This window comes from Pedococcus sp. KACC 23699 (assembly GCF_045348425.1).
Lineage (GTDB): Bacteria > Actinomycetota > Actinomycetes > Actinomycetales > Dermatophilaceae > Pedococcus.
Genome location: NZ_CP157483.1, coordinates 673,353 through 692,210 on the forward strand (window position 1 = coordinate 673,353; position 18,858 = coordinate 692,210).

General features: G+C 73.1%; 17 protein-coding genes. 5 read left to right on the forward strand and 12 right to left on the reverse strand.

Going from position 1 to position 18,858, the window contains the following annotated elements; all coding sequences use genetic code 11:
• Window positions 1–14 precede the first annotated feature (14 nt).
• From ABEG17_RS03110 to ABEG17_RS03120, 3 genes are read left to right on the forward strand one after another with little or no spacing between them, the layout of a single operon-like run.
• Window positions 15–2,246 carry a hypothetical protein gene (locus tag ABEG17_RS03110; protein WP_406831820.1) on the forward strand — a complete coding sequence of 744 codons (2,232 nt, stop codon included), beginning with the start codon at window positions 15–17 and terminating at the stop codon, window positions 2,244–2,246.
• The gene (locus ABEG17_RS03115; RefSeq protein ID WP_406831821.1) at window positions 2,243–3,685 is read left to right on the forward strand and encodes a hypothetical protein; all 1,443 of its coding nucleotides are present in this window, start codon (window positions 2,243–2,245) and stop codon (window positions 3,683–3,685) included. The genes ABEG17_RS03110 and ABEG17_RS03115 overlap by 4 nt, the downstream gene beginning before the upstream one ends.
• Window positions 3,686–3,694: 9 nt before the next feature.
• Window positions 3,695–4,222, forward strand: a complete 528-nt coding sequence (locus ABEG17_RS03120) for a YbaK/EbsC family protein (protein WP_406831822.1) — start codon at window positions 3,695–3,697, stop codon at window positions 4,220–4,222.
• Between the two features lie 8 nt (window positions 4,223–4,230).
• On the opposite strand, the gene ABEG17_RS03125 is transcribed toward ABEG17_RS03120, so the two are convergent.
• Genes ABEG17_RS03125 through ABEG17_RS03135 form a run of 3 tightly spaced genes read right to left on the reverse strand, consistent with a single transcriptional unit; the run spans window position 4,231 to window position 7,108 of the window.
• A complete protein-coding gene (locus ABEG17_RS03125; protein ID WP_406831823.1) occupies window positions 4,231–5,439 on the reverse strand; it encodes an SIS domain-containing protein in 1,209 nt (402 codons plus the stop codon).
• A gap of 17 nt (window positions 5,440–5,456) precedes the next feature.
• Window positions 5,457–5,660: a Trm112 family protein gene (locus ABEG17_RS03130; RefSeq protein ID WP_406831824.1), complete on the reverse strand. Its 204-nt coding sequence runs from the start codon at window positions 5,658–5,660 to the stop codon at window positions 5,457–5,459.
• Window positions 5,660–7,108 carry a phosphomannomutase/phosphoglucomutase gene (locus ABEG17_RS03135; protein WP_406831825.1) on the reverse strand — a complete coding sequence of 483 codons (1,449 nt, stop codon included), beginning with the start codon at window positions 7,106–7,108 and terminating at the stop codon, window positions 5,660–5,662. Before ABEG17_RS03135 ends, ABEG17_RS03130 begins: the two co-directional genes overlap by 1 nt.
• 219 nt (window positions 7,109–7,327) lie before the next feature.
• Between ABEG17_RS03135 and ABEG17_RS03140 the strand changes: the two genes are divergently transcribed.
• Window positions 7,328–9,295, forward strand: coding sequence for a hypothetical protein (locus ABEG17_RS03140; protein WP_406831826.1), 1,968 nt, complete (start codon window positions 7,328–7,330; stop codon window positions 9,293–9,295).
• A gap of 41 nt (window positions 9,296–9,336) precedes the next feature.
• Here the strand turns inward: ABEG17_RS03140 and ABEG17_RS03145 are convergent, their stop codons facing one another.
• A complete protein-coding gene (locus ABEG17_RS03145; RefSeq protein ID WP_406831827.1) occupies window positions 9,337–9,747 on the reverse strand; it encodes a DUF3499 domain-containing protein in 411 nt (136 codons plus the stop codon).
• Window positions 9,748–9,806: 59 nt separating this feature from the next.
• Between ABEG17_RS03145 and ABEG17_RS03150 the strand changes: the two genes are divergently transcribed.
• A complete protein-coding gene (locus ABEG17_RS03150) occupies window positions 9,807–10,259 on the forward strand; it encodes a metallopeptidase family protein (RefSeq protein WP_406831828.1) in 453 nt (150 codons plus the stop codon).
• On the opposite strand, the gene ABEG17_RS03155 is transcribed toward ABEG17_RS03150, so the two are convergent.
• From ABEG17_RS03155 to ABEG17_RS03190, 8 genes are all read right to left on the reverse strand, one after another.
• Complete coding sequence (locus ABEG17_RS03155) at window positions 10,256–11,770, reverse strand: DUF5719 family protein (protein ID WP_406831829.1); 1,515 nt, start codon at window positions 11,768–11,770, stop codon at window positions 10,256–10,258. The genes ABEG17_RS03150 and ABEG17_RS03155 overlap by 4 nt on opposite strands.
• A complete protein-coding gene (locus ABEG17_RS03160) occupies window positions 11,767–15,060 on the reverse strand; it encodes a glycosyltransferase (RefSeq protein WP_406831830.1) in 3,294 nt (1,097 codons plus the stop codon). Before ABEG17_RS03160 ends, ABEG17_RS03155 begins: the two co-directional genes overlap by 4 nt.
• A 30-nt stretch (window positions 15,061–15,090) precedes the next feature.
• Window positions 15,091–15,306: a WhiB family transcriptional regulator gene (locus tag ABEG17_RS03165; protein ID WP_200947759.1), complete on the reverse strand. Its 216-nt coding sequence runs from the start codon at window positions 15,304–15,306 to the stop codon at window positions 15,091–15,093.
• A 239-nt stretch (window positions 15,307–15,545) separates the two neighbouring features.
• On the reverse strand, window positions 15,546–15,797 hold the full coding sequence (locus tag ABEG17_RS03170) for a ferredoxin (protein ID WP_406831831.1): 252 nt from the start codon (window positions 15,795–15,797) through the stop codon (window positions 15,546–15,548).
• Window positions 15,775–16,908, reverse strand: a complete 1,134-nt coding sequence (locus ABEG17_RS03175) for an NADH-ubiquinone oxidoreductase-F iron-sulfur binding region domain-containing protein (RefSeq protein WP_406831832.1) — start codon at window positions 16,906–16,908, stop codon at window positions 15,775–15,777. The genes ABEG17_RS03170 and ABEG17_RS03175 overlap by 23 nt, the downstream gene beginning before the upstream one ends.
• Entirely contained in the window at window positions 16,905–17,465 is a 561-nt protein-coding gene (locus tag ABEG17_RS03180) for a hypothetical protein (protein ID WP_406831833.1), read from the reverse strand. Before ABEG17_RS03180 ends, ABEG17_RS03175 begins: the two co-directional genes overlap by 4 nt.
• Window positions 17,462–18,463 carry an FAD:protein FMN transferase gene (locus ABEG17_RS03185; protein ID WP_406831834.1) on the reverse strand — a complete coding sequence of 334 codons (1,002 nt, stop codon included), beginning with the start codon at window positions 18,461–18,463 and terminating at the stop codon, window positions 17,462–17,464. The genes ABEG17_RS03180 and ABEG17_RS03185 overlap by 4 nt, the downstream gene beginning before the upstream one ends.
• Window positions 18,460–18,759, reverse strand: a complete 300-nt coding sequence (locus ABEG17_RS03190; protein WP_406831835.1) for a hypothetical protein — start codon at window positions 18,757–18,759, stop codon at window positions 18,460–18,462. The genes ABEG17_RS03185 and ABEG17_RS03190 overlap by 4 nt, the downstream gene beginning before the upstream one ends.
• Window positions 18,760–18,858 lie beyond the last annotated feature (99 nt).

Genomic DNA, 18,858 nt, shown 5'->3' on the forward strand with positions numbered 1-18,858 from the left:
CGATACTCCTGCCCGTGAACCGCGACAGCCATCGACTGCGCGCTGCGGCCGGCCCGGTCGTGGCCGTCGTGTCGTCGATCGTTGCCGCGATGCAGGCACTGAGGCTGTGGGAGTGGCGTCCCGGGGTGCCGTTGTCGCTGTCCGGGGACGCACCTCAGATTCTGGTCCAGGTCGACGCGATCCTCCGATCCGACTGGTACCAGGTCAACCACCACGTCGGCGCGCCTTTCGGTCTCAACCAGGCATGGTTCACGACGGCAGACGTCCTCAACTTCTCCGTCATCAAGGCCCTGGGACTCTTCACCGACTCGGCGGCGACGGCGAGCGCGGTCTTCTTCCTCATCGGCTTCCCCGCTGCTGCCCTCACCGCCTACTGGCTCGCGCGCGAGCTCGGGCTCACCAGGCCCGCCGCCGTGGCCACCGGGGTGCTCTTCTCCGTCATCCCGGGTCACCAGCAGTGGTTCGACCACCTGTGGCTGGCGTCGTACTGGATGGTCCCGCTCGCCGTCTGGCTCATCGTCCGTGTGGCTCGCGGCGAACCCCTGCTGCCGCCGCACTCGAGTCTTCGAGCTGGGGGGCACGTCGCCCGCCACGCCCGGTGGATGACCTTCCGCACCGTCGCGATCGTCGTCGCGATCGGCCTCGCGGACGTCTACTACGTGGCGTTCACCCTCATCCTGCTCGGCGTCGTGCTCGTGCTCCGCCTGGCCAGCGGCACCCGCGCGGTGCAGCTTCTCCCCGGTGCCACGGCCGCCGCCGGCATCGGAATCCTTTGCGGTGTCTCACTGTTCGCCGCCACGCGGGGTCGCGCCGGTGACCTGGTCACGGGTGCACTGCCAGCCACCCGTGGGATCGGTGAGTCCGAGCTGTATGCGGGCAAGCTCATCGAGCTCGTCCTGCCCTGGCACGAGCACCGGGCGGCTCCGCTGCAGTTCCTCTCCCGGGCCTACGGGATAGCAGCGCCACCGAACGTGGAGCACCCGGCCCTCGGGCTGGTCGCCCTGGTGGGGGTCGTGGCCATCCTCTGGAGGTGCGTCGCCTCGCTGGCCACGGGACGTCGGATCTCGGCCACGTGGGGCCTGCTCGCCGCCCTCACCCTGGTCAGCCTGGCCTTCTACACGAAGGGCGGCCTTGGCTCCGTCGTCGCCCTGTTCCTGACACCACAGATCCGCACCTGGTCCCGGTTCGTCGTGTTCATCGCCCTCCTCGGGCTGCTGGCCGCGGGCCTAGGGCTGAGCCGACTCGGTCGGCGACATGGTCGGTCCGTCGCGTGGGTGGCTGCGGTCCTCGTCACCACCGTCGGCGTCCTCGACCAGACGAACCCGGCTGTGGCCCCCGACTACCGACACCTTGCCCTGCAACGCACCGAGCTGGAGACGTATGCCGAGCACCTGTCCGACACGGTGGGTGGGGGGTGTGCCATCTTCCAGCTCCCGGTCGTGGCATATCCCGAGGAAGCCCCACCCGGGAACATGGCCGACTACGACCACCTCCTGCCGTCTATCTCCTCTCCCGACTCGCTCTCGTGGAGCTACGGCGCGATCCGTGGGACGCAGCGAAGCGACTGGCAGCAGGCACTCCCGGTGAGCGACCAGCGCCGACTGCTCGAGGACGTGGCAGCTGCGGGATTCTGCGCCGTCTCGATCGACCGCGACGGGTACGCAGGCAGCGGCGACCCGACCGACCTGACCGGTGACCTCCTCGGGGAGCCGGTCGCCACCGCGGCTGGAGAGAGCCTGGCGGCCTACGACCTGAGGCCGCTGGCCGCCCGTCTCAGCGGGGCCGGCCAGCAGCGCAGGGATGCCGTCCTGCGTCCCGTCGTCGCCAGCCTCGGTGGGTCCCTCGTGAAGCTCTCGGACGGCGTCCCGTCACAGACGACCGGCCCGACGGCGCTCGTCACGCTGAGCAACATGGGTGCCGCGCCGGTCCCCACCACGCTGACCTTCGAGCTGTCTAGCACCGGGCCCGAGCAGCGCAGCGTGACCATCTCCGGGCCGGGCATCCAACGCCAGGTCGTGCGGGTCTCCGACACCCGGCCCCAAGAGGTGTCGGTTGACCTGACAGCACCTCGGGGCAGCACCAAGGTCACGCTCGAGGCCACCGGGGGCATCGCGCCCGTCCCGGGCACCGAGGGGCGCGAGCAGGCTGCCCTTGTCGTCCGCAACCTGCGCCTGAGCACCACGGTCGGGGTCAACGCCGCCAGTCTCCAGCAGTTTCTCGCGGCCAGCCCCCCGTCACTGCGATGAGCTCGGCGGACCCGCGGACGGTCGTCGCGCCACCGCTCGAAGGTGGCACTTCCACCCCCCTGCTGCGGTGGAGCCCGTTGGTGCTCTTCGGGCTGATGCTGGTGGCCCTGGCGCGGCACGCGGCCGCGGGCATCTCGGACCCCGACACCCTGTGGCACATCCTCGCGGGGGAGCACCTGTGGGCCACTCACGAGCTCGCCGGCCCCGACCCCCTGTCGCGATTCACCACGCAGCCGTGGGTGCTCAACCAGTGGCTCCCCGAGCTGGGTATGGCGCTGGCGAACCACCTCGGCGGCCTGGCCGCCGTCACGTGGACTGCCCACGTCGCCCGGATCCTCGTGTGTCTCACGATCTTCGTCGCCTGCCGCTCGGTGGCTGGACCTCTCGCCGCTTCCGTGGTGGCAAGCGCGGGCGTCCTCGGCACCGCCGACAGCCTCAGCCCCCGGCCCCAGCTCGTCGGCTTCATCCTGCTCGGGGTGGTGGTCCTCACGTGGCACCGGACCCTCCGGGACGGGCGGCCCCGTTGGTGGCTCCTGGCGGTGATGTGGCTCTGGGCCTGCAGCCACGGCACCTGGGTCGCCGGCGTGTCTGTCGGGGCGGCCGCCGTCGTCGGGCTTGCCCTCGACCGCAGGTGGCCCCGCAACCAACTCGTCCGTTTGGCGGGCGTCGTGGTCGGCGGGGCGTTGGGCACCGTGGCCACGCCCCTCGGGCCCCGGCTCTACGAGAGCTTCGCCACCGTGCGTGCCGTCAGCCCCTACATCGCCGAGTGGCGGCTGCCGACCCTGAGCAGCCCCTCGGTGCTCATCACCCTCGGCCTGGCGGTTGCCGTCCCGCTGCTCTGGGTAGCGGCTCGCCGCCGACCGGGCTGGGCGCACGTCCTCCTCTGGGCCGTGGGCGTCGGTTGGGCATCCAGCTCGATGCGAACGGTGGCCATCGGGGCGATCATCCTCGCGCCACTGGCGGCGCAGGCTCTCGACCAGGGGGTGGGTCGCGCCCGCCCCAAGGCCGGCCGGGCCGAGGTCGCCCTCGTCGGCGCTGCCGCGCTCCTCAGTGTCGTCCTCGCCGCCGTCCTTGCCGCCGCTGGCCCGAAGGAGCCGCAGCAGGTACCCACGGCTTTCGACACCCAGCTGGCGTCGCTCCCCGCCGGCACCGTGGTCTGGAACAGCGACACCCTCGGCGGGTGGTTGATGTGGAGCCACCCGGAGCTCGAGCACACTGCCGACACCCGCGCCGAGCTCTACGGTCCGGCAAAGGCACGTGACTACCTCGCCGTCATTGCCGCGGTCCCCGGCTGGGAGAGCCGCTTCGACGCGCTCCACCCGACGGTCGTCGTCGTCGACGAGGGCGCCGGTCTCGTCGGAGCGCTCGAGCGGCGCGGTTGGCGGATTGCTGCCCGCGACGCGGGATACGCGCTCCTGCGGCGCGGGACGGCTGGGTAGCCTGCGCAAGTGACTGCTGCCGAAGGAAACCTGACCTGGGAACCGGCCACCGAGCACCCTGCCCTCCTCGCCCCGCCAGTTGCAGGGGCATTGGGCCAGACGCCCAGCGCGAAGGTCGCCCCCATCGATCCGACGCTGGCGGATACGGCGGCCTTCTGCGACGAGTACGCGAGCCCTCCCGAGCACTCGGCCAACTGCGTCGTGGTGGCAGGCAAACGGGCCGGCGCGGTCCGCTACGCCGCCGTGGTCGTGCTCGCCTCGACACGGGCCGACATCAACGGCGTCGTCCGGCGTCACCTCGACGTACGCAAGATCAGCTTCGCCGCCCAGGACGACGCGGTGGCCCTCACGGGGATGGAGTTCGGCGGGATCACCCCGATCGGCCTGCCCGAGGACTGGCCCGTGCTCATCGACCAGGCCGTGGTCGAGGCCGGTCAGGTCGTCATCGGCAGCGGCATCCGAGCCAGCAAGATCGTCGTCGAGGCCACAGAGCTGGCCTCCCTGCCGACCGCCGAGGTGCTTGGGCTCGCGCAGTAGCGCCGGGGTCAGCGGCCGGTGCGGTGACGCAGGTCGGTCACGTGCGGCGAGACTGCAGGGTCGAGTCCGAGCCCCAGCGCCAGGTACGTGGCGGCGAAGTCGGTCGTGGCGAGCTGACCCGCGAGCCGAGTGAGCGGGTGTCCCGCCTGAGCAGTGACCTCGCTGACGCGCACCCCAGCCTCGCGGGCGGCCTCGACGACGGCGTCGACCAGGGCTGCGGACTCCACCCCCTCGCGGGTCGGTGGTTCGGGCGCCGCATCGCGGAGCATGAGGAGGCCGAGGCGCGGCGAGGCCGGTCCGTCGAGGAACGGGTCGGTGAAGATGTCCGCCTGGTCACTCCTGCTCCCGAACCCGGACCCGCTGCGCGCCGCGGCGGCCGCGCCGTACGCCGTGGTGAAGGGCCCGTCGAAGCACGCCACGATCTGGGCGGCGTCGTCAGGCAGCTCGCCGGAGATGGCGGGCAGGCGCGCGGTGCGGGCCAGCATCGACGCGGCCCGTCCGGCAGCGACGCCGTTGAGCGGGCCGTCCCCGAGGACGACGGGCACACCTTCGGCGAGGTCGGTGGCGAGCACCTTCGCCGGGTTGACGAACGACTCCGACGACGGCCGGCACGCCTCCGCGACCTCGTCGAGCCGGTCGGCCGTGTCGAGCAGGACCCGCTCCCCCACGTCGACGATCCCGAGCTCGCCGGCGGCGAGGAGCACCGGCGCCAGCAGGGACCACAGCGCGGTCCGCGAGGTCCTTCGCCCGCGACCGATGTCGATGTGCACCCCGCGTGCCTGGGCCGCGACGTCGGCGAGCGGTGAGTCCGATGCGCTGACCGTGAGCAGGGACGCGCCACGTCGGGCAGCCTCGGCAGCCAGCGCCAACGGTCCTGCGGCACGCCCCGACTGGGAGACCGCGATGACCAGATCGAGCGGCCCGACCCAGCCGGGTAGCGGCACGTTGCGGCGCACGCTGACCGGCACCGGGGAGCCCGGCTCGGCGAGCAGGTCGAGGATGTCGCTGACCACGGCCGAGCCGCCGAGCGAGGCCACGAGCACCGACCGTGGACGCTCCCCACCGGCCACCCGGCCGACCCCGCCCTCCCTGGACAGGTCGATGGCCTCACGGACCTGGGCGCCCGCCGTCGCAAGGCCACGCAGCGTCTGGTGGCTGTCGAGGGCGGCGATCGCGTCCTCGTTGTCGATGCGGGCCTCGTCGAGGTAGGGAGCCATCGGACGCCGCCTTCGGGTCAGGCCGGCTTGCGGGCTTCGTCGACCAGCAGGACGGGCACGCCGTCGTCGATGCGGTATTGCAGGCCGCACTCGGCATTCGTGCAGTGCAGCTCCGGACCGGTGTCGCCCGAGGCGTCAGCCAGCTCCGAACGGCAGGCGGGGCAGCGCAGGATCTCGCGCAGCCACGGCTCGATCGTGGCTCCAGTGGTGTGCTCAGCCATCAGCCTTCTCCTCTCACCAGGGCGAGGACATCGTCCCGCACCCGTTCCATGGTGGCTACATCCGCAGCCTCGACGTTGAGCCGCAGCAGCGGTTCGGTGTTGGACGCCCGCAGGTTCAGCCACCACATGCGGTCGTCGGTGTCGTTGGTGCCGGGGTGCGTCGCGGTCAACCCGTCGAGCTCGTCGAACTCCGCGCCCTGGACCTCGGCCCACCCGCGGACGGTCGCGGTGGAGGCCGCCGCGTCGGTGACCGTGGAGTTGATCTCGCCCGAGGCGGCATACCGGCTGTATGCAGCGGTCAGCCGGCTCAGCGGCTCGCTCTGCTCGCCGAGCGCGGCGAGGACGTGCATCGCCGCGAGCATCCCGGTGTCGGCGAACCAGAAGTCGCGGAAGTAGTAGTGCGCGCTGTGCTCACCGCCGAACACCGCGTCCTCGCGCGCCATCTCGCCCTTGATGAACGAGTGGCCGACACGCGTGCGGACGCCGCGGGCGCCCTGCTCGGCGATGATCTCGGGGACCGCGGCCGAGGAGATGACGTTGTAGACGACCGCCACGTCGGAGGCCTTCGCCCCGGCCTCGACCTCGCGGGCGATCTCGCGGGTGGCGACGAGAGACGTGATGGCACTGGGGCTGACGGGCTCGCCGCGCTCGTCGATGACGAAGCAGCGGTCGGCGTCCCCGTCGAAGGCCAGACCGATGTCGGCGCCGTGCTCGAGGACCGCAGCCTGCAGGTCGCGCAGGTTCTCGGGCTCGAGGGGGTTCGCCTCGTGGTTGGGGAACGTCCCGTCGAGCTCGAAGTAGAGCGGCACCACCTCGAGCGGCAGCTCGGGCAGCCCGGCCCCCGTGCCGAGGACGGCGGGGACGGTGTGGCCACCCATGCCGTTGCCCGCGTCGACGACGACCTTGAGGTGGCGCCCGCCAGAGAGGTCGACGAGACCACGCAGGAAGGCGGCGTAGTCGCCGAGCAGGTCGCGCTCGACGAGGGTCCCGTGGGTCACGCCGGGCGGGCCGGCGCTCGTGCCGGTGTCGAGCAGCTCCTGGGCGAGGTCTCGCACATCGGCGAGGCCGGAGTCCTGGCCGACGGGTCGCGCACCCGAGCGGCAGAGCTTGATCCCGTTGTACTGCGCGGGGTTGTGGCTGGCGGTGAACATCGCGCCGGGCAGGTCCAACGCACCACTGGCGTAATAGAGACCGTCGGTGCTGCACAGGCCGATCAGGGTCGCGACGAGCCCGTGGGCGGTGACGCCATCGGCGAAGGCCCGCGAGAGCTCGGGTGACGACGGGCGCATGTCGTGCCCGATCACCACGCCCGAGGCACCGTCCGCCTGCACGACCACCCGCGCGAAGGCCGCACCCAGGGCCCAGGCGACGTCGACGTTGAGCTGGTCAGGGACCAGGCCCCGGACGTCATAGGCCTTGACGAAGTCAGCGAGCTGCGGCGTGGGCACGCCCGAACCCTAGCGGGGTCAGAGGTCGCGCAGGACGCGCAGGTGTCGTCGACGACAGTGATCAGCCATTCGGGTCGCTTGGCCGGCATCCGTCCACGAACCACCCGAATGCGCCTTCTCTTGTGCCTCCATCTCGTATCGTCCCGTCCGATGCCGAGGTTCCAGGGAGCGCCCGATGGCCAGCCGGCCCCACACCACCACCCGCCGATAGACACCGCCGTGAACACGACCATGCGCGAGGTGACCCCTGCGGAGAACGTCGCTGACGACCGGACTCGGCAGCCCCCCCACCCTTCAGCCCTGCTCACGGGAGCGCTCGCAGGTGCTGCCACTCTGGGGACCGTCTGGTTCCTTGCAGGTCGGGGGCTCTGGGCTCTCGTGCCTCTGGTCGCCGTTTGGGTGCTCCTGCCCACGACGACACGGCTGGACCGCCGCCTGGCCATCAACATCTGCGCGACGCTCGGTGTCGGGGCCTTCCTCGCCTGGGTGCCCGCGGTGGTCACGAGTGCGCTCGGCCAGATACCAAGCCGTGGCGCGCTGGCCCTGTCACTGACGGCCGGATTCATCGGGTGGTCGGCACGGAGGAAGGGTCTGCGGTCGACCCTTCCCCGTGCGTCGGCCGCGGATGCCTTGATCCCCTTCGTGGCCGTCGCCGCTGCTGTCGTCGCAGCGCCGATGGCGTTTCCCACCTCGCCGGCAGCGGCCTTCGGCATGCTGACTGACGTCACGACGACCTCCGGGTGGGATCACGCCTCACACTTCTCCATGTTCCTGGCCCAGCGTGAGAGCGGTGTCGCTCCTCCACTGGCGCAGCTGTTGGGCCACGAGGGGTCTCGCTTCTTCGGGCCTTACCCGCAACAGTTCCACGGGGTGCTCGCGACTCTCGCAGGACTCGTGTGGGGAGACTCCCCGGCCTCGGTCGCCGTGGAGCTCGTTCGCTACACGCAGCTGCAGGCAGTGCTCTTCGTGGTGCTCGCTGCTGCCGTCACGGCGATCGCGCTCCAGCCGCTGCCGCGGCGAGCGGTCTTCGGTCGCTGCTGCGTCGCGGTCAGTGCGGCCGGGCTCGTCGTCGGCTTCCCCGGCGCCCACACCCTGGTCCAAGGCCACCTCAGCTTCCTGTTCGCGTGCACAGCGACAACGGCACTCGTCCTGGTGTGCCCGGCGCAGCGCATCGACAAGACCCCCTCCCTCATCCTGCTCTGGGCGGCCCTGTTCTACCTGGTCGCCCAGTGGCCACTGCTGCTGCCGCTCGCTGCGGTAGGTTCGACGAGATTGCTGTTGGCCACCGCCATGGGGCGACGGCGCCGGTCGGACGCGCTGGTGGTGGTCGTGACCGCGGCATTCACTGCTCACACATGCTGGGCGTTGCTGCGCCCTACCGAGTCGGTGGGTGGACAGCTGGGCGCCACCGGCGAGGTCGCGTCCCCTTCGGTGGTGGCCTTGCTCGGTGCGCCCCTGCTCGTAGTGCTGCTCTGCTGGACCTCATGGCGAACGCCGAGGACCGCCCCCGACAGGAACACCCTGTTCGCTGTCGCCCTCACCGGCCTGGGCATGGTCCTGGCCCTGGGGCTCTTCCAGATCTTGTCGTTCGGCGAGCTGACCTACTACTTCTGGAAGCTGGGCACGGGGTGCGTGCTCGTGGTCCTCGTCTGCGCCCTGCCAGTCGTCGCAGGTAACTTGGACCGCTTCGCCGTCCCGGCCGGGTCCGCAAACCCCTTGCGGCTGCTCGTCGCCAGCGCCGCGACAGTCTCCGTGGCGGCCCTGGGACTGGGGTTCTGGGCCGGGTTGCCGTCCGCCTCGCTGGCGGTCCAGACGCGAACCGTGCTGGATGACGCCACGACCGCGTCTTCGTCCAGCACGACTCTCCTGAGAGCCGCGCTGTCGACGCCGAGCCCCGTGGCGACCCGCACCACGGTCGTCTGGTCGGATGCCCGACGCGACCCGGCCCTAAGCAGCCAGTGGTTCCACACTCTGTCCTCCGCACGGTCCGCGACCGCTGACCGTGACGACGGCGCTCTGCCTCGCTACGGCGAGACGAGTGTCGAAGTGCTCACCACGGCTGCGCTGACGGCGCTGCAGACCCCCGGGCGCTTGGTGCTGACCAATGACCCGGAGGTCTGCCGGGCCGTGACTGCTCAGTCCGACGAAGAGGTCGCAGGGCGCTGTCGCCTGGCTCCGGCACGGTGAGCCTCGGGCACGGGTCCGTCCCGAATCGCACCCTAGCGGGGTCAGAGGTCGCGCAGGACGCGCAGGTGCCCGCGGCGACCCGTCTCGACCGCACCGGACGCACCTTCGTCGGAGGCCACGACGGTGGGGTGCGCGGTGGAGCGCACTGCCGAACGCGCCTGCGGCTGCTCCCCGAGACGGGGACGCCCCGCCTCGCGGACGGCGTTGGCCAGGGCCAGCAGGTCGTCGTGCGACGGTTCTGGCTCGACGTACTCCCCCGACAGCCGCACGATCTCCCACCCGCGCGGCGCGGTGAGGCCTTCGGCGTGGTCCCCGCACAGGTCGTAGGTGTGCGGCTCGGCATACGTCGCGAGCGGGCCGATCACTGCGGTCTGGTCGGCGTAGACGTAGGTGAGCGTGGCGATGGCGGCCTTGGGGCACGCGGTGCGGGAGCACCTCCTGGACAGACTCACGGGCGCACTCTATGCCGGGACCTCACGCCCTCCTGCTCGGCACGCCGTAGGGTGAGGACGTGACTTCGCCCGGCTCTCCCGCGGCCCGTGCCGCAGGCCCACGCCGGGACCGCCACGGCCGCGGGGTCCGCGGTCCGCTGGCCTGGCCGTCGGTCCCGGCCATGGTGTCGCGCAGGCAGCGGTTCGACGACCTGGTGCTGGACAGCGCCGCCCGGCTCGAAGGTCGCCTGGGGACGCGGATCCACGAGGTCGAGTTCGCGGTCGAGGACGTGCCGACCACCGAGCCCGCCCCGTGGGAGCGCGACGGCGTGCCGCTCGGTCGGGTGATCCCCGGCCACGGCCGCCAGCCCTCGCGCATCGTCATCTACCGCCGGCCCGTGGAGGCCAGAGCCCAGGACCAGCGCGAGCTCACCGCCATCGTCGCCGACGTGGTGGTGGAGCAGGTGGCCGCCCTCTTCGGTATGCAGCCCGGTGACCTCGACCCGCGCTACGGCGACGGCGAGACCGACTAGGGCTGTGCCTCGCGCAAGCCCACGGTGGTCGTCCGCAGGGCTGTGTCGTGCAGGGGCTGGGCGGTGATGAGCGTGCCCTCGGAGTCGCTGACGCTCGAGACCACGCCCGCGCGCAGCTGACCGGTGCCGGAGGTCCGGTGGACCCACACCGAGCTCAGTCGACCCGCGTCCAGCGACGTCGTGGAGTCGGCGGCGACGTCGAGCCGGACGGATGCCAACCGTCCGCGGGTGTCGACCGTGACCACCTCCACGCCGCAGGCGCCGCCGGTCGAGGTCAGCACCAGCTGGCGTGAGAGGCGGTGGGCCGCGCGGGGCGGCTCGGCCAGCGGGGTGCCGGCGACCCCCGTGATGGCAGGGGTGGAGGACGTCCAGGCGAGGTCGCTCGGACGAGGAGCCGAGCCACGGGTCACCATCGCCGCAGCGACGACCGGCACGTCGGCCCGCACCTGCAGGGCCACGGCGTCCTTGGGCAGCTTGGTGATGTCGATGTCGCGCACCCGGCCACCGTCGACCCGGGTGACACCTCCGGTCGGCAGGGCCCTGGGTCCGCGGGGCGTCAGCACCCGCGCCTGCACGACCGCCTCGTTGTCGCCCGGCACGAGCACCCGCAGGACGGCGGCGCCGTTGACCAGGACGGCGGGGACGACCTGCTCGCGGGAGGGGGCCGCCGCCGGCACGGCGTCGTCGGAGCCCGCCGACCGCGTGCCGTCGAGCCACAGGTCGTTGACCACGGCCGACACGACACCGCCCTGGGCGACGACGTGCACCGCGGGCGTGGTCAGGTCGCCGGAGATCGAGTCGAGGAGGAAGACGGTGCGTCCGCGGGCAGGCACGACCAGGCCCTTGCCCTGCGGCGTCGGCACGGCCCCTGCGGGCCCGTGCAGGGTCACGTCGACCGTCACCGGGTTGCCTCCGGGGTTGGTCAGGACGAGCCGCTCCTGGCGGCCCGCGGCACCTCCCCCCGCGAGGATCCACGACTCCGCGGTCGCCGGGGCGCAGCCCGCCGACGCCAGGGCCCGGTGGTCGCCGGAGGGCACCAGCCATGACTGCGCGGCAGCCAGGCCGGACGCCATCGACTGGGTGGCCGTGACGAGGGCGCCGCCCGCTGCGGCACCCGACCCGGCGAGGTCGGCTAGTGCCGTGGTGCCACGGTCCGCCTGGGGCTTGAGCACCGTTCGTCCCGGAAGGCCCGTGGCGGCGAGCGTGCCGGGCGTCGCCGCAGGAGTGACACCCGTGAGCACTCGCGACGGCGCGGCTGCCGCCGCGAGCCGTGGGGCGACGTCGATGTCACCGACGCCGGCCACCCCGCTCAGCTCCGGACCGGGGCACACGACCGAGGCCCCCGTGACGGCCTGATCGACGGCCTGGCTGTCGGCTCTGGTGCCGAGCGCAGGTGGGGTGGTCGGGGCCACCGCGAGGTCACCGCGGACATGGGTCGCGCCGAGCACGATGCCGACCCCCGCAGCAGCAGCCAGCGTGCTCCGCAGGAGCCCGGTCACGACGGGGGTCACCGCTGCCTCCTGGAGGTTCGCCTGCCGAAGGGAAGGGCGAGGAACAGCGCGAGCAGCAGCGCCGCGCCCTGGGCCCAGCGCCACAGCGGCGAGGTCGGCAGCACCTCGACCGCGATCGTGTGCCGACCGGCAGGGAGACCGTATGCCGCCGTGTCGCCGGCTGGTGCGAGGACGTGGCCGTCGACGGTGACGCGGGCGTGCCGCACCCAGTCGGCGGTTTCGGCCAGCACGAGCGAGGCCGAGGCGGGGACCGTCACGCGCTCCAGGAGGCGACCGTGGTCGCCGACGACCGGGAGCGCCTGGTCCGAGGTGCGCGTCACGATGCGCGCGCGGGACGGGGCCAGCGCGTCGTCGACGCTGTCGGCGCCCCCGGCGAGGACACGCCAGAACGTCACCCCGTCGTGCTCCCCCAGCCGGCTCAGGCCGGCCGTGCCGTCCAGGACGCGGATGCGGGGGTCGCCCCCGTCGGTGCGCAGGCCCACGAAACCGACGGCGAGGTCGGACAGGTCGCGGGCCGGGTCGAGCTCGCCGGGTGCGGCACCGGTCTCGAACAGGTGGCTGACCGCGGTGGCGAGGACCGTGGTCCCGGGTCGACCGAGCTGGGTGGCCGGCAGGACCCGTGCGACGTCACCGGGCTCGCGACCGAGCAGGGAGTAGGCCAGGCCGGCCTTCCCGGGCTCGAGCAGCAGCATGCGGTTGCCGATCCCGCTCTCTGCCTGGTCGACGGCGACCGCCGGCCGCGGGTCGGTCCAGGCGCCGAGGGTGTCACCCAGCGTGCGCCACGTGGTCCAGCCGACGCCCGCGATGACAGCCACGATGACGGCGGCCGCGATCGGCCATCGCAGCAGGGCCAGCCAGCCACCGGTCGAGTGGCGCACCGAGAGTCCCTGGGTCCCCAGCAGGGCGGCCGCCAACAGGGCGAGGGCCAGCAGGTACAGCCCGGTCCCGGACCAAGCGGTGATGTCGCTCCCGGCTCCCGGCTCACCCACCGGCACGTGGCCGAGGACCAGCCTGGGCGCGAGGACGGCATACCCGAGGCCCACGAGACCCAGCCCGGCCAGGGCGGAGGCCGCCCAGCCACGGCCGGATCCGCCCCGGACAAGGCCCAGGACGCCGGCGACGACGATGGGGGCGGAGACGAGCACGGGGTATGACGCGGGGCCACCGGGGTGGAGCAGCGCGAGCTGCCACGGCAGCGCCTGACCCGCGCCCCAGACGGAGAGCCCGGGACCGGTGAGGAACAGCTGGGGCTGCTCGACCAGGGCCGCCACCCAGGGGCCGAGGAGCAGGACGGGGCCGACGAGCAGGGCCAGCCCGCGCAGCCGGGCGGAGCCGCTCCCCAGAACGACGACGAGCACGGCGACGAGGGCTGCGAGCGGAAGGAAGGCCGGGACGAACGCCCCGAGCACGGCGGTGGCGAGCACGGTCGCTGCCGTGGCGGTCGCCGACCCGCCCCGTCGGGCGACGAGGGCGAACCCCGCGACGACCAGGGGCAGGACGATCGCCGCGACGACCCCGCCGAGACGCCCGGAGGCGACCGCCGTGGTGAGCACCGCGGTGCTCCCCCACGCCAGGGCCGCGAGCCCCCGCGGCCAGGCCGACCGCGTGACGACCCGACCGGCGAGGTATGCGGTCAGGGTGGCCAGCGGCATGGCGAAGGTGACGAGCACTGCGGTCGCGGCACCGAGCGGACTGTCGGGGGCCCCGACGACCGGGACGTGGGCGACCAGCCAGGCCAGGGCGGCGAGCACGACGAGGTGCGGGCCCTGCTCGGCGGACTGCCCCAGCCCGGCGCCGTGCCAGCCGTCCAGCCAGGCGTGCCAGGTCGCGCCGGCCGTGGCGCGGACGCCCAGGAGCTCGCCTCCCACCAGCCCTTGGGACAGGCGGTCGACGACCCCGCCACCCATCGACCGGGTCGCGACGAGCGAGGTGATGCCCACGAGCAGGACCGCGAGCAGGCCGGGGTTGCGGGCGAACCGCGACGCCCAGGTGGAGCCGAGGACGTGGAGGTCCTGCACCTCGTCGGCGACCGGCCCGGGCTCGACCGCGGTCTGCGTCGACGTGGCGAGCCGTCCGTCGTCGGAGGACACCTGGTCGTGGACGAGGTCACTGGTGTGGCGCAGCACAGTGGACGGCGGCACGAACAGGCCGGTGAGGTCGCGGCGGCGCACGGTGCGCGTGCCGCGGGAACGCCATCGGGCACCCAGGACGCGCCACGGAGTGAGTACCGCCCCGAGGTCGGACAGCTCGGCCCAGGCGGCGCGCGGACGCTTGGCGACGAGCAGGGCCAGCGCGGCGACGGCGCTCGACACGGCGATCCAGACGGCGAGCAGCGGCAGCGCCCACCACGCGCACCGGGTCAGCGCGACCCGACGGACCTGGCGTCGCCGCCTCGTCGCGGAGTCGGCGCTGGTGGCCGTCGTGGCCGAGTCAGCGGCGGCGGTCGTGGCGGAGTCAGCGGTCGTGGTGGCGTCCGAGGTCGCAGGCACCTGATCGACGGCGACCTCGAGAGCCGGTGCGCCCGTGCGCACGGTGGCCTTCGGGACGACCACGACGCGGCGGCCGGCCTGGTGCGCGCGCCAGGAGAAGTCGACGTCGGCACCGAAGTCTCCGAACACCGGGTCCGGGCCGTCGAGGCGGTCGAAGAGGTCACGCTCGACGAGCATCCCGGTCGAGGGCACGGCGAGGACGTCGGAGCGGCGGTCGTACTGCCCCTGGTCCGGCTCCCCGACCACCGGCGAGGGGATGACCCGGCCGCTGCGGGTGAGCTGGACCCCGACCGAACGCAGCGCGCCGGGCGCGGTCCAGTCGAGCAGCTTGGGACCGGCGACACCGACCGACGGCGAGCGGCGCACGGCGTCGAGGAGCCTGGCCAGCGTCATCGGGGCGGCGGCGCTGTCGGCGGTGAGGATCCACAGGTGCGGGACCTGCGCCTGCGCGAGGGGGTCCACCGCATCGCCGTGCCCTGCGACGTCGGAGTCGCTGCGCTCGGTCGCGAGCGCGGCTCGCACGGCCTGGGCGACGGAGAGCGTCGACGGCACGGTGACGTAGGTGGTGGCCGGTATGGCGGCCGCGAGGTCGAGGTGGGCGCGGACCGTCTCGACGGCGTTGCCGTCGTCGCCGGAGTCGACGACGACCAACCGGTCGGGCCGGCGGGCCTGGTGGGCCAGTGCGTCGAGGGTCTGCGGCAGGGCCGAGGCGGGTCCACGCAGGACCAGCACCGCGGTCACGGTGGCGACCGCCACCGGCAGATCGGTGTCGACCGATCCGTGCGGCGGGGCAAGCGTCATGGCGTCACGCACAGGTCGCCACGAAGGCGACTAGACCGCACGCTTCTTGAGCTTGCGACGCTCACGCTCCGACAGCCCGCCCCAGATACCGAAGCGCTCGTCGTTGGACAAGGCGTACTCGAGGCACTCGGAGCGCACCTCGCACCCGACGCAGACCTTCTTGGCCTCTCGCGTCGACCCACCCTTCTCAGGGAAGAACGCCTCGGGATCCGTCTGGGCGCAGAGCGAACGCTCCTGCCAGGACATCTCTGTGTCGTCGCCGCCGTCCAGGGCGACCAACTGAAGTTCGTGCACGGCTTCCTCCTCGACCCGGTGCCGTTGCCGCCACCGACCCGATGACAACAATGGAATTACACGCGTGTCATACGGGGTTCGTCAAGCGGAAGTCTGATATTTGCCCGAACTCATGAACCTTGATAGTGGCGCGTCGCCGGCGTGCCGGTCCGAGCACGGGGCGACCACCGCCCTCCCCCACAAGGCGTAGCTCAGCTCCGACGGTCGACGTAGAGGGCCATGGCCGGGCACCAGCGCACTGCTGCCGCACGCGCCTCGGCACCGTCGTCGACCCCACCCTCGGCCTCCGTGAGCACCACGGGGTAGCCCCACTCGTCGAGCGTGATGCTCCCTGGGAGCAGGCTGGCGCAGACCCCGTGTCCGGTGCAGGCGACGCGGTCCACCCGCACCGTGGGGCGGTCGGAGGCCCTCCTCGGGCGGTCAGTGCGCGAAGGCGTGGTCATGGCTGCTCCTGGGGGTCTGGCCCACGGCACAGGCGCCGTGGGCGTGGTCGTCGAGGTGGTCCGACAGGGCGCGCAGCGCGGACGTCGCCAGACCGGCGACGCCGTCGGGGAACCGGCAGGCGCCCCTGCCCGTGACCGAGGCCGCCCGGCGCGCGAGGCGTTCGCGAGCAGCACCGGCCTGCCCCCTGCGGACTGCACCCCGGCCTTCGGCCAGCTCGTGCCAGTCCGCTGCGATCGCGGGGAGGCCGAACATGCACGGTCCGCACTGGCCCGCGCTCTCCCCCGCTGCGTGGTCGAACCACGACGCGAGCGCGTCGACGGGGCAGCTGTCGGGGTCCAGGACGTGGACCACACCCGGGCCGGGCGAGCCCCCGTACGGCGCGAGCCCGGCTCGCGACCACGTCACCGTGGCCGCCTCCTCGGGTCGCAGGACGATGCCGCCGAGGCCACCGACGATGACGGGGCCGATGCGGCCGGGATCGGCGCCGGCGGCCTCGAGGATGGCGGCGAGGGTGGCACCGGCGGCCGTGCTGACGACGCCCGGGAGGGAGACGGCCCCACCGACACCCACCAGGCGCGGCCCGGGCTCGTCGGGGAGCCCGTGGCCGCGGAACCACCCCGGCCCGTCGACCCCACGGTCGACCACCTGGGCCACCCGCCACAGGGTCTCGGCGTTGAGCACGACGGTGGGGTCGATGCGTCGCCCGGCGCTGTCCGAGCCGCCTAGGACGAACGGCGCCCGCTTGGTCATCGGCCGGGCGAGCCCACCCTGGGCCAGCGAGATCAGCGAGGTCTCCTCGGAGGAGACGTACCGAGCCGGTGCAGCCAGCACGTCGAGCCCGGCCGCGCGCAGTCGGGCCTCGGTCGCCGAGCCGCGGTGGGCGGCATACCTCACCCTGGCGCCGGCCACGAGCGTCGCGCCGCGCACGAGCTCGGGGAGGTGGCGCTGGACGACGAAGGCGTCCTTGACGGCCCCGATCTCGCCGTCGCAGGCGTTGACGATGAGGGTGGCGCCGTGCTCGCGGGCAGCCCGCACCTTGGTGGCGGTGCTGAAGGCGGCACCACCGCGACCGGTGAGCCCGGCCTGCTCGAGGACGTCGACGAGGTTCATGACCACTCCTGGGTGAGAACTGCCTGGCGGCGGTTGTGGTCGGCGTGGCTGGCCAGGGCCCGCCACGTGAGGGCGAGGCCGCCGACGACGGCGCACGCGACGGGGACGAGGCGAAGCATGGGCTCGTTGGCCGTGCCCATGGCGTAGCCGTGGACCAGGGCCATCGGCCACAGGGCGAAGGCGGTGAGGTGGACGGCCCGCCACACCCGCCTGGAGAGCCGGTGCCGCAGCAACGACGTGGCGACCACCGCGAGGATGATGTCGAAGGCGAGCGTTCCGAGGCCCACCCACAGCGGCTGGTAGCCGGAGGTGAACGGCACGACCGCCGAGATCCAGTCGATCTTGACGTAGGTCTCCAGGATCGCGGTGGCGATGTGGGCCAGCAGGAACACCGAGGTGCCCAGGGCCAGCGACCGGTGCAGGCCGACCACGACGGTCTGGCTCACCGACCGGCTGCGCCGACCGGCCGTGAGGGCACCGAGCACGAGGACCGCGGTGAGCAGGACGATGCTCGCGGTGCCCGTCGCCCGCGACACGAACCACAGGAGCTCGTTCATGCCGCACTCCTCCCGCGGGTGTCCTCGTGCGGCCAGCCGGGGGTGGTGACCACCGGTCCGCCTTCGGCCGGGTCGAGTCGAGCCGGTATGCCGCGGGCCTCCAGCCACGCCGGCGCCTCTGCTCCGAGGACGACTGCCGCCGTGGAGGCGGCGTTGGCCTCCAGGGCGGTCGCCCCGGCGCAGGTGACCTGCTCCCACACGGTGGGGGCGGTGAGCCCGGTCCGCGGGTCGAGGATGTGGTGGCGGGGCTGGCCGTGCTGGGTCCAGGTGCGACGACCCGTCGAGGAGGTGGCCAGCGCCTGGCCGCGGCTGGCGACGACCTGGCGGATCTCGCCCCGGGTCCCCTCGACACCGACCTGCCACCCGTCGTGCGGCAGGTCACCGGAGACCGCGAGGTCCCCACCGAGGTTGACCAGGAAGCCGCCCTCGAGGCGGGAGGCCAGCAGCATCGCGATGGTGTCCGCGGCATGCGCCTTGGCGCTCGCCCCGAGGTCCAGGACCGTTCCGGCGGGCACGCGCACGCGGCGCAGCCCCTGGTCGAGCTCGATGCTGCGCCATCCCGGGACGGAGGCGACCCCTGCGGCGCGGTGGCTGCCCAGCACGTGCGGTCGGCGGCCCCGGGCACGGACCTCGTCGAGGTCCGCGTCGTACCCGGACGCGATCACGGCCGCTCCGACGGTGGGGTCGACGAGCCCGTCGGTGAGGCTGGCCGCGTGCAGGGCCGCGGCCAGGCTGTCCGCGAACACCGGCGAGACGACGGTGCTCACCCTCTCGCTGCCGCGAAGTCGGGCGAGGGCGCTGACCTCCGAGTCGTCGCGGAACCGTGACACGGCGGCGTCGAGGTCGGTCAGGTGGTCGCGGGCGATGGCGATGGCGGCACCGAGGGTCTCGGGCCGCGTGACGATGAGGTGGTGGTGGGTGCCGATCGCGTCGAAGGAGGCCGAGGCGGTGAACACGTTCTGCGTGACGTGCGCGGTCCGGGTGTCCACGGCGCTCACGACCCGCTCGTGCTGGTCTGCGGTGCGCTGGAGCCCGGCGTGACCCCGGAGACGGACCCGAAGCCCGAGGTGGTGTTGGACGTGGTCCCGTCGCCGCCGGACGAGCTGCTGTCATCACCCGACGAGGTCGTTGCGGCACTCGTGGTGCCTGCGCCCGTGGTGGTGCCGCTGGCGGTGGCTCGCCCCTGTTCTGTTGCCAGGTGCACCCCGACCACCCCGGCGCCGAGCGTCGTGGCGAGGAGTGCGCCGGCCGTCCAGCGACGGGCCAGGCTCAGCGGGCTGCGCTGCTTGCTCATGGGATGGGTCCCTTCTCGTGGGTGGTGGTTCCACCGTGGGCTCGCTCGCTGTGCGGTTCCTGTGCGTCGCCTACGGGACCGGTCCGGGGTCGATGTGGG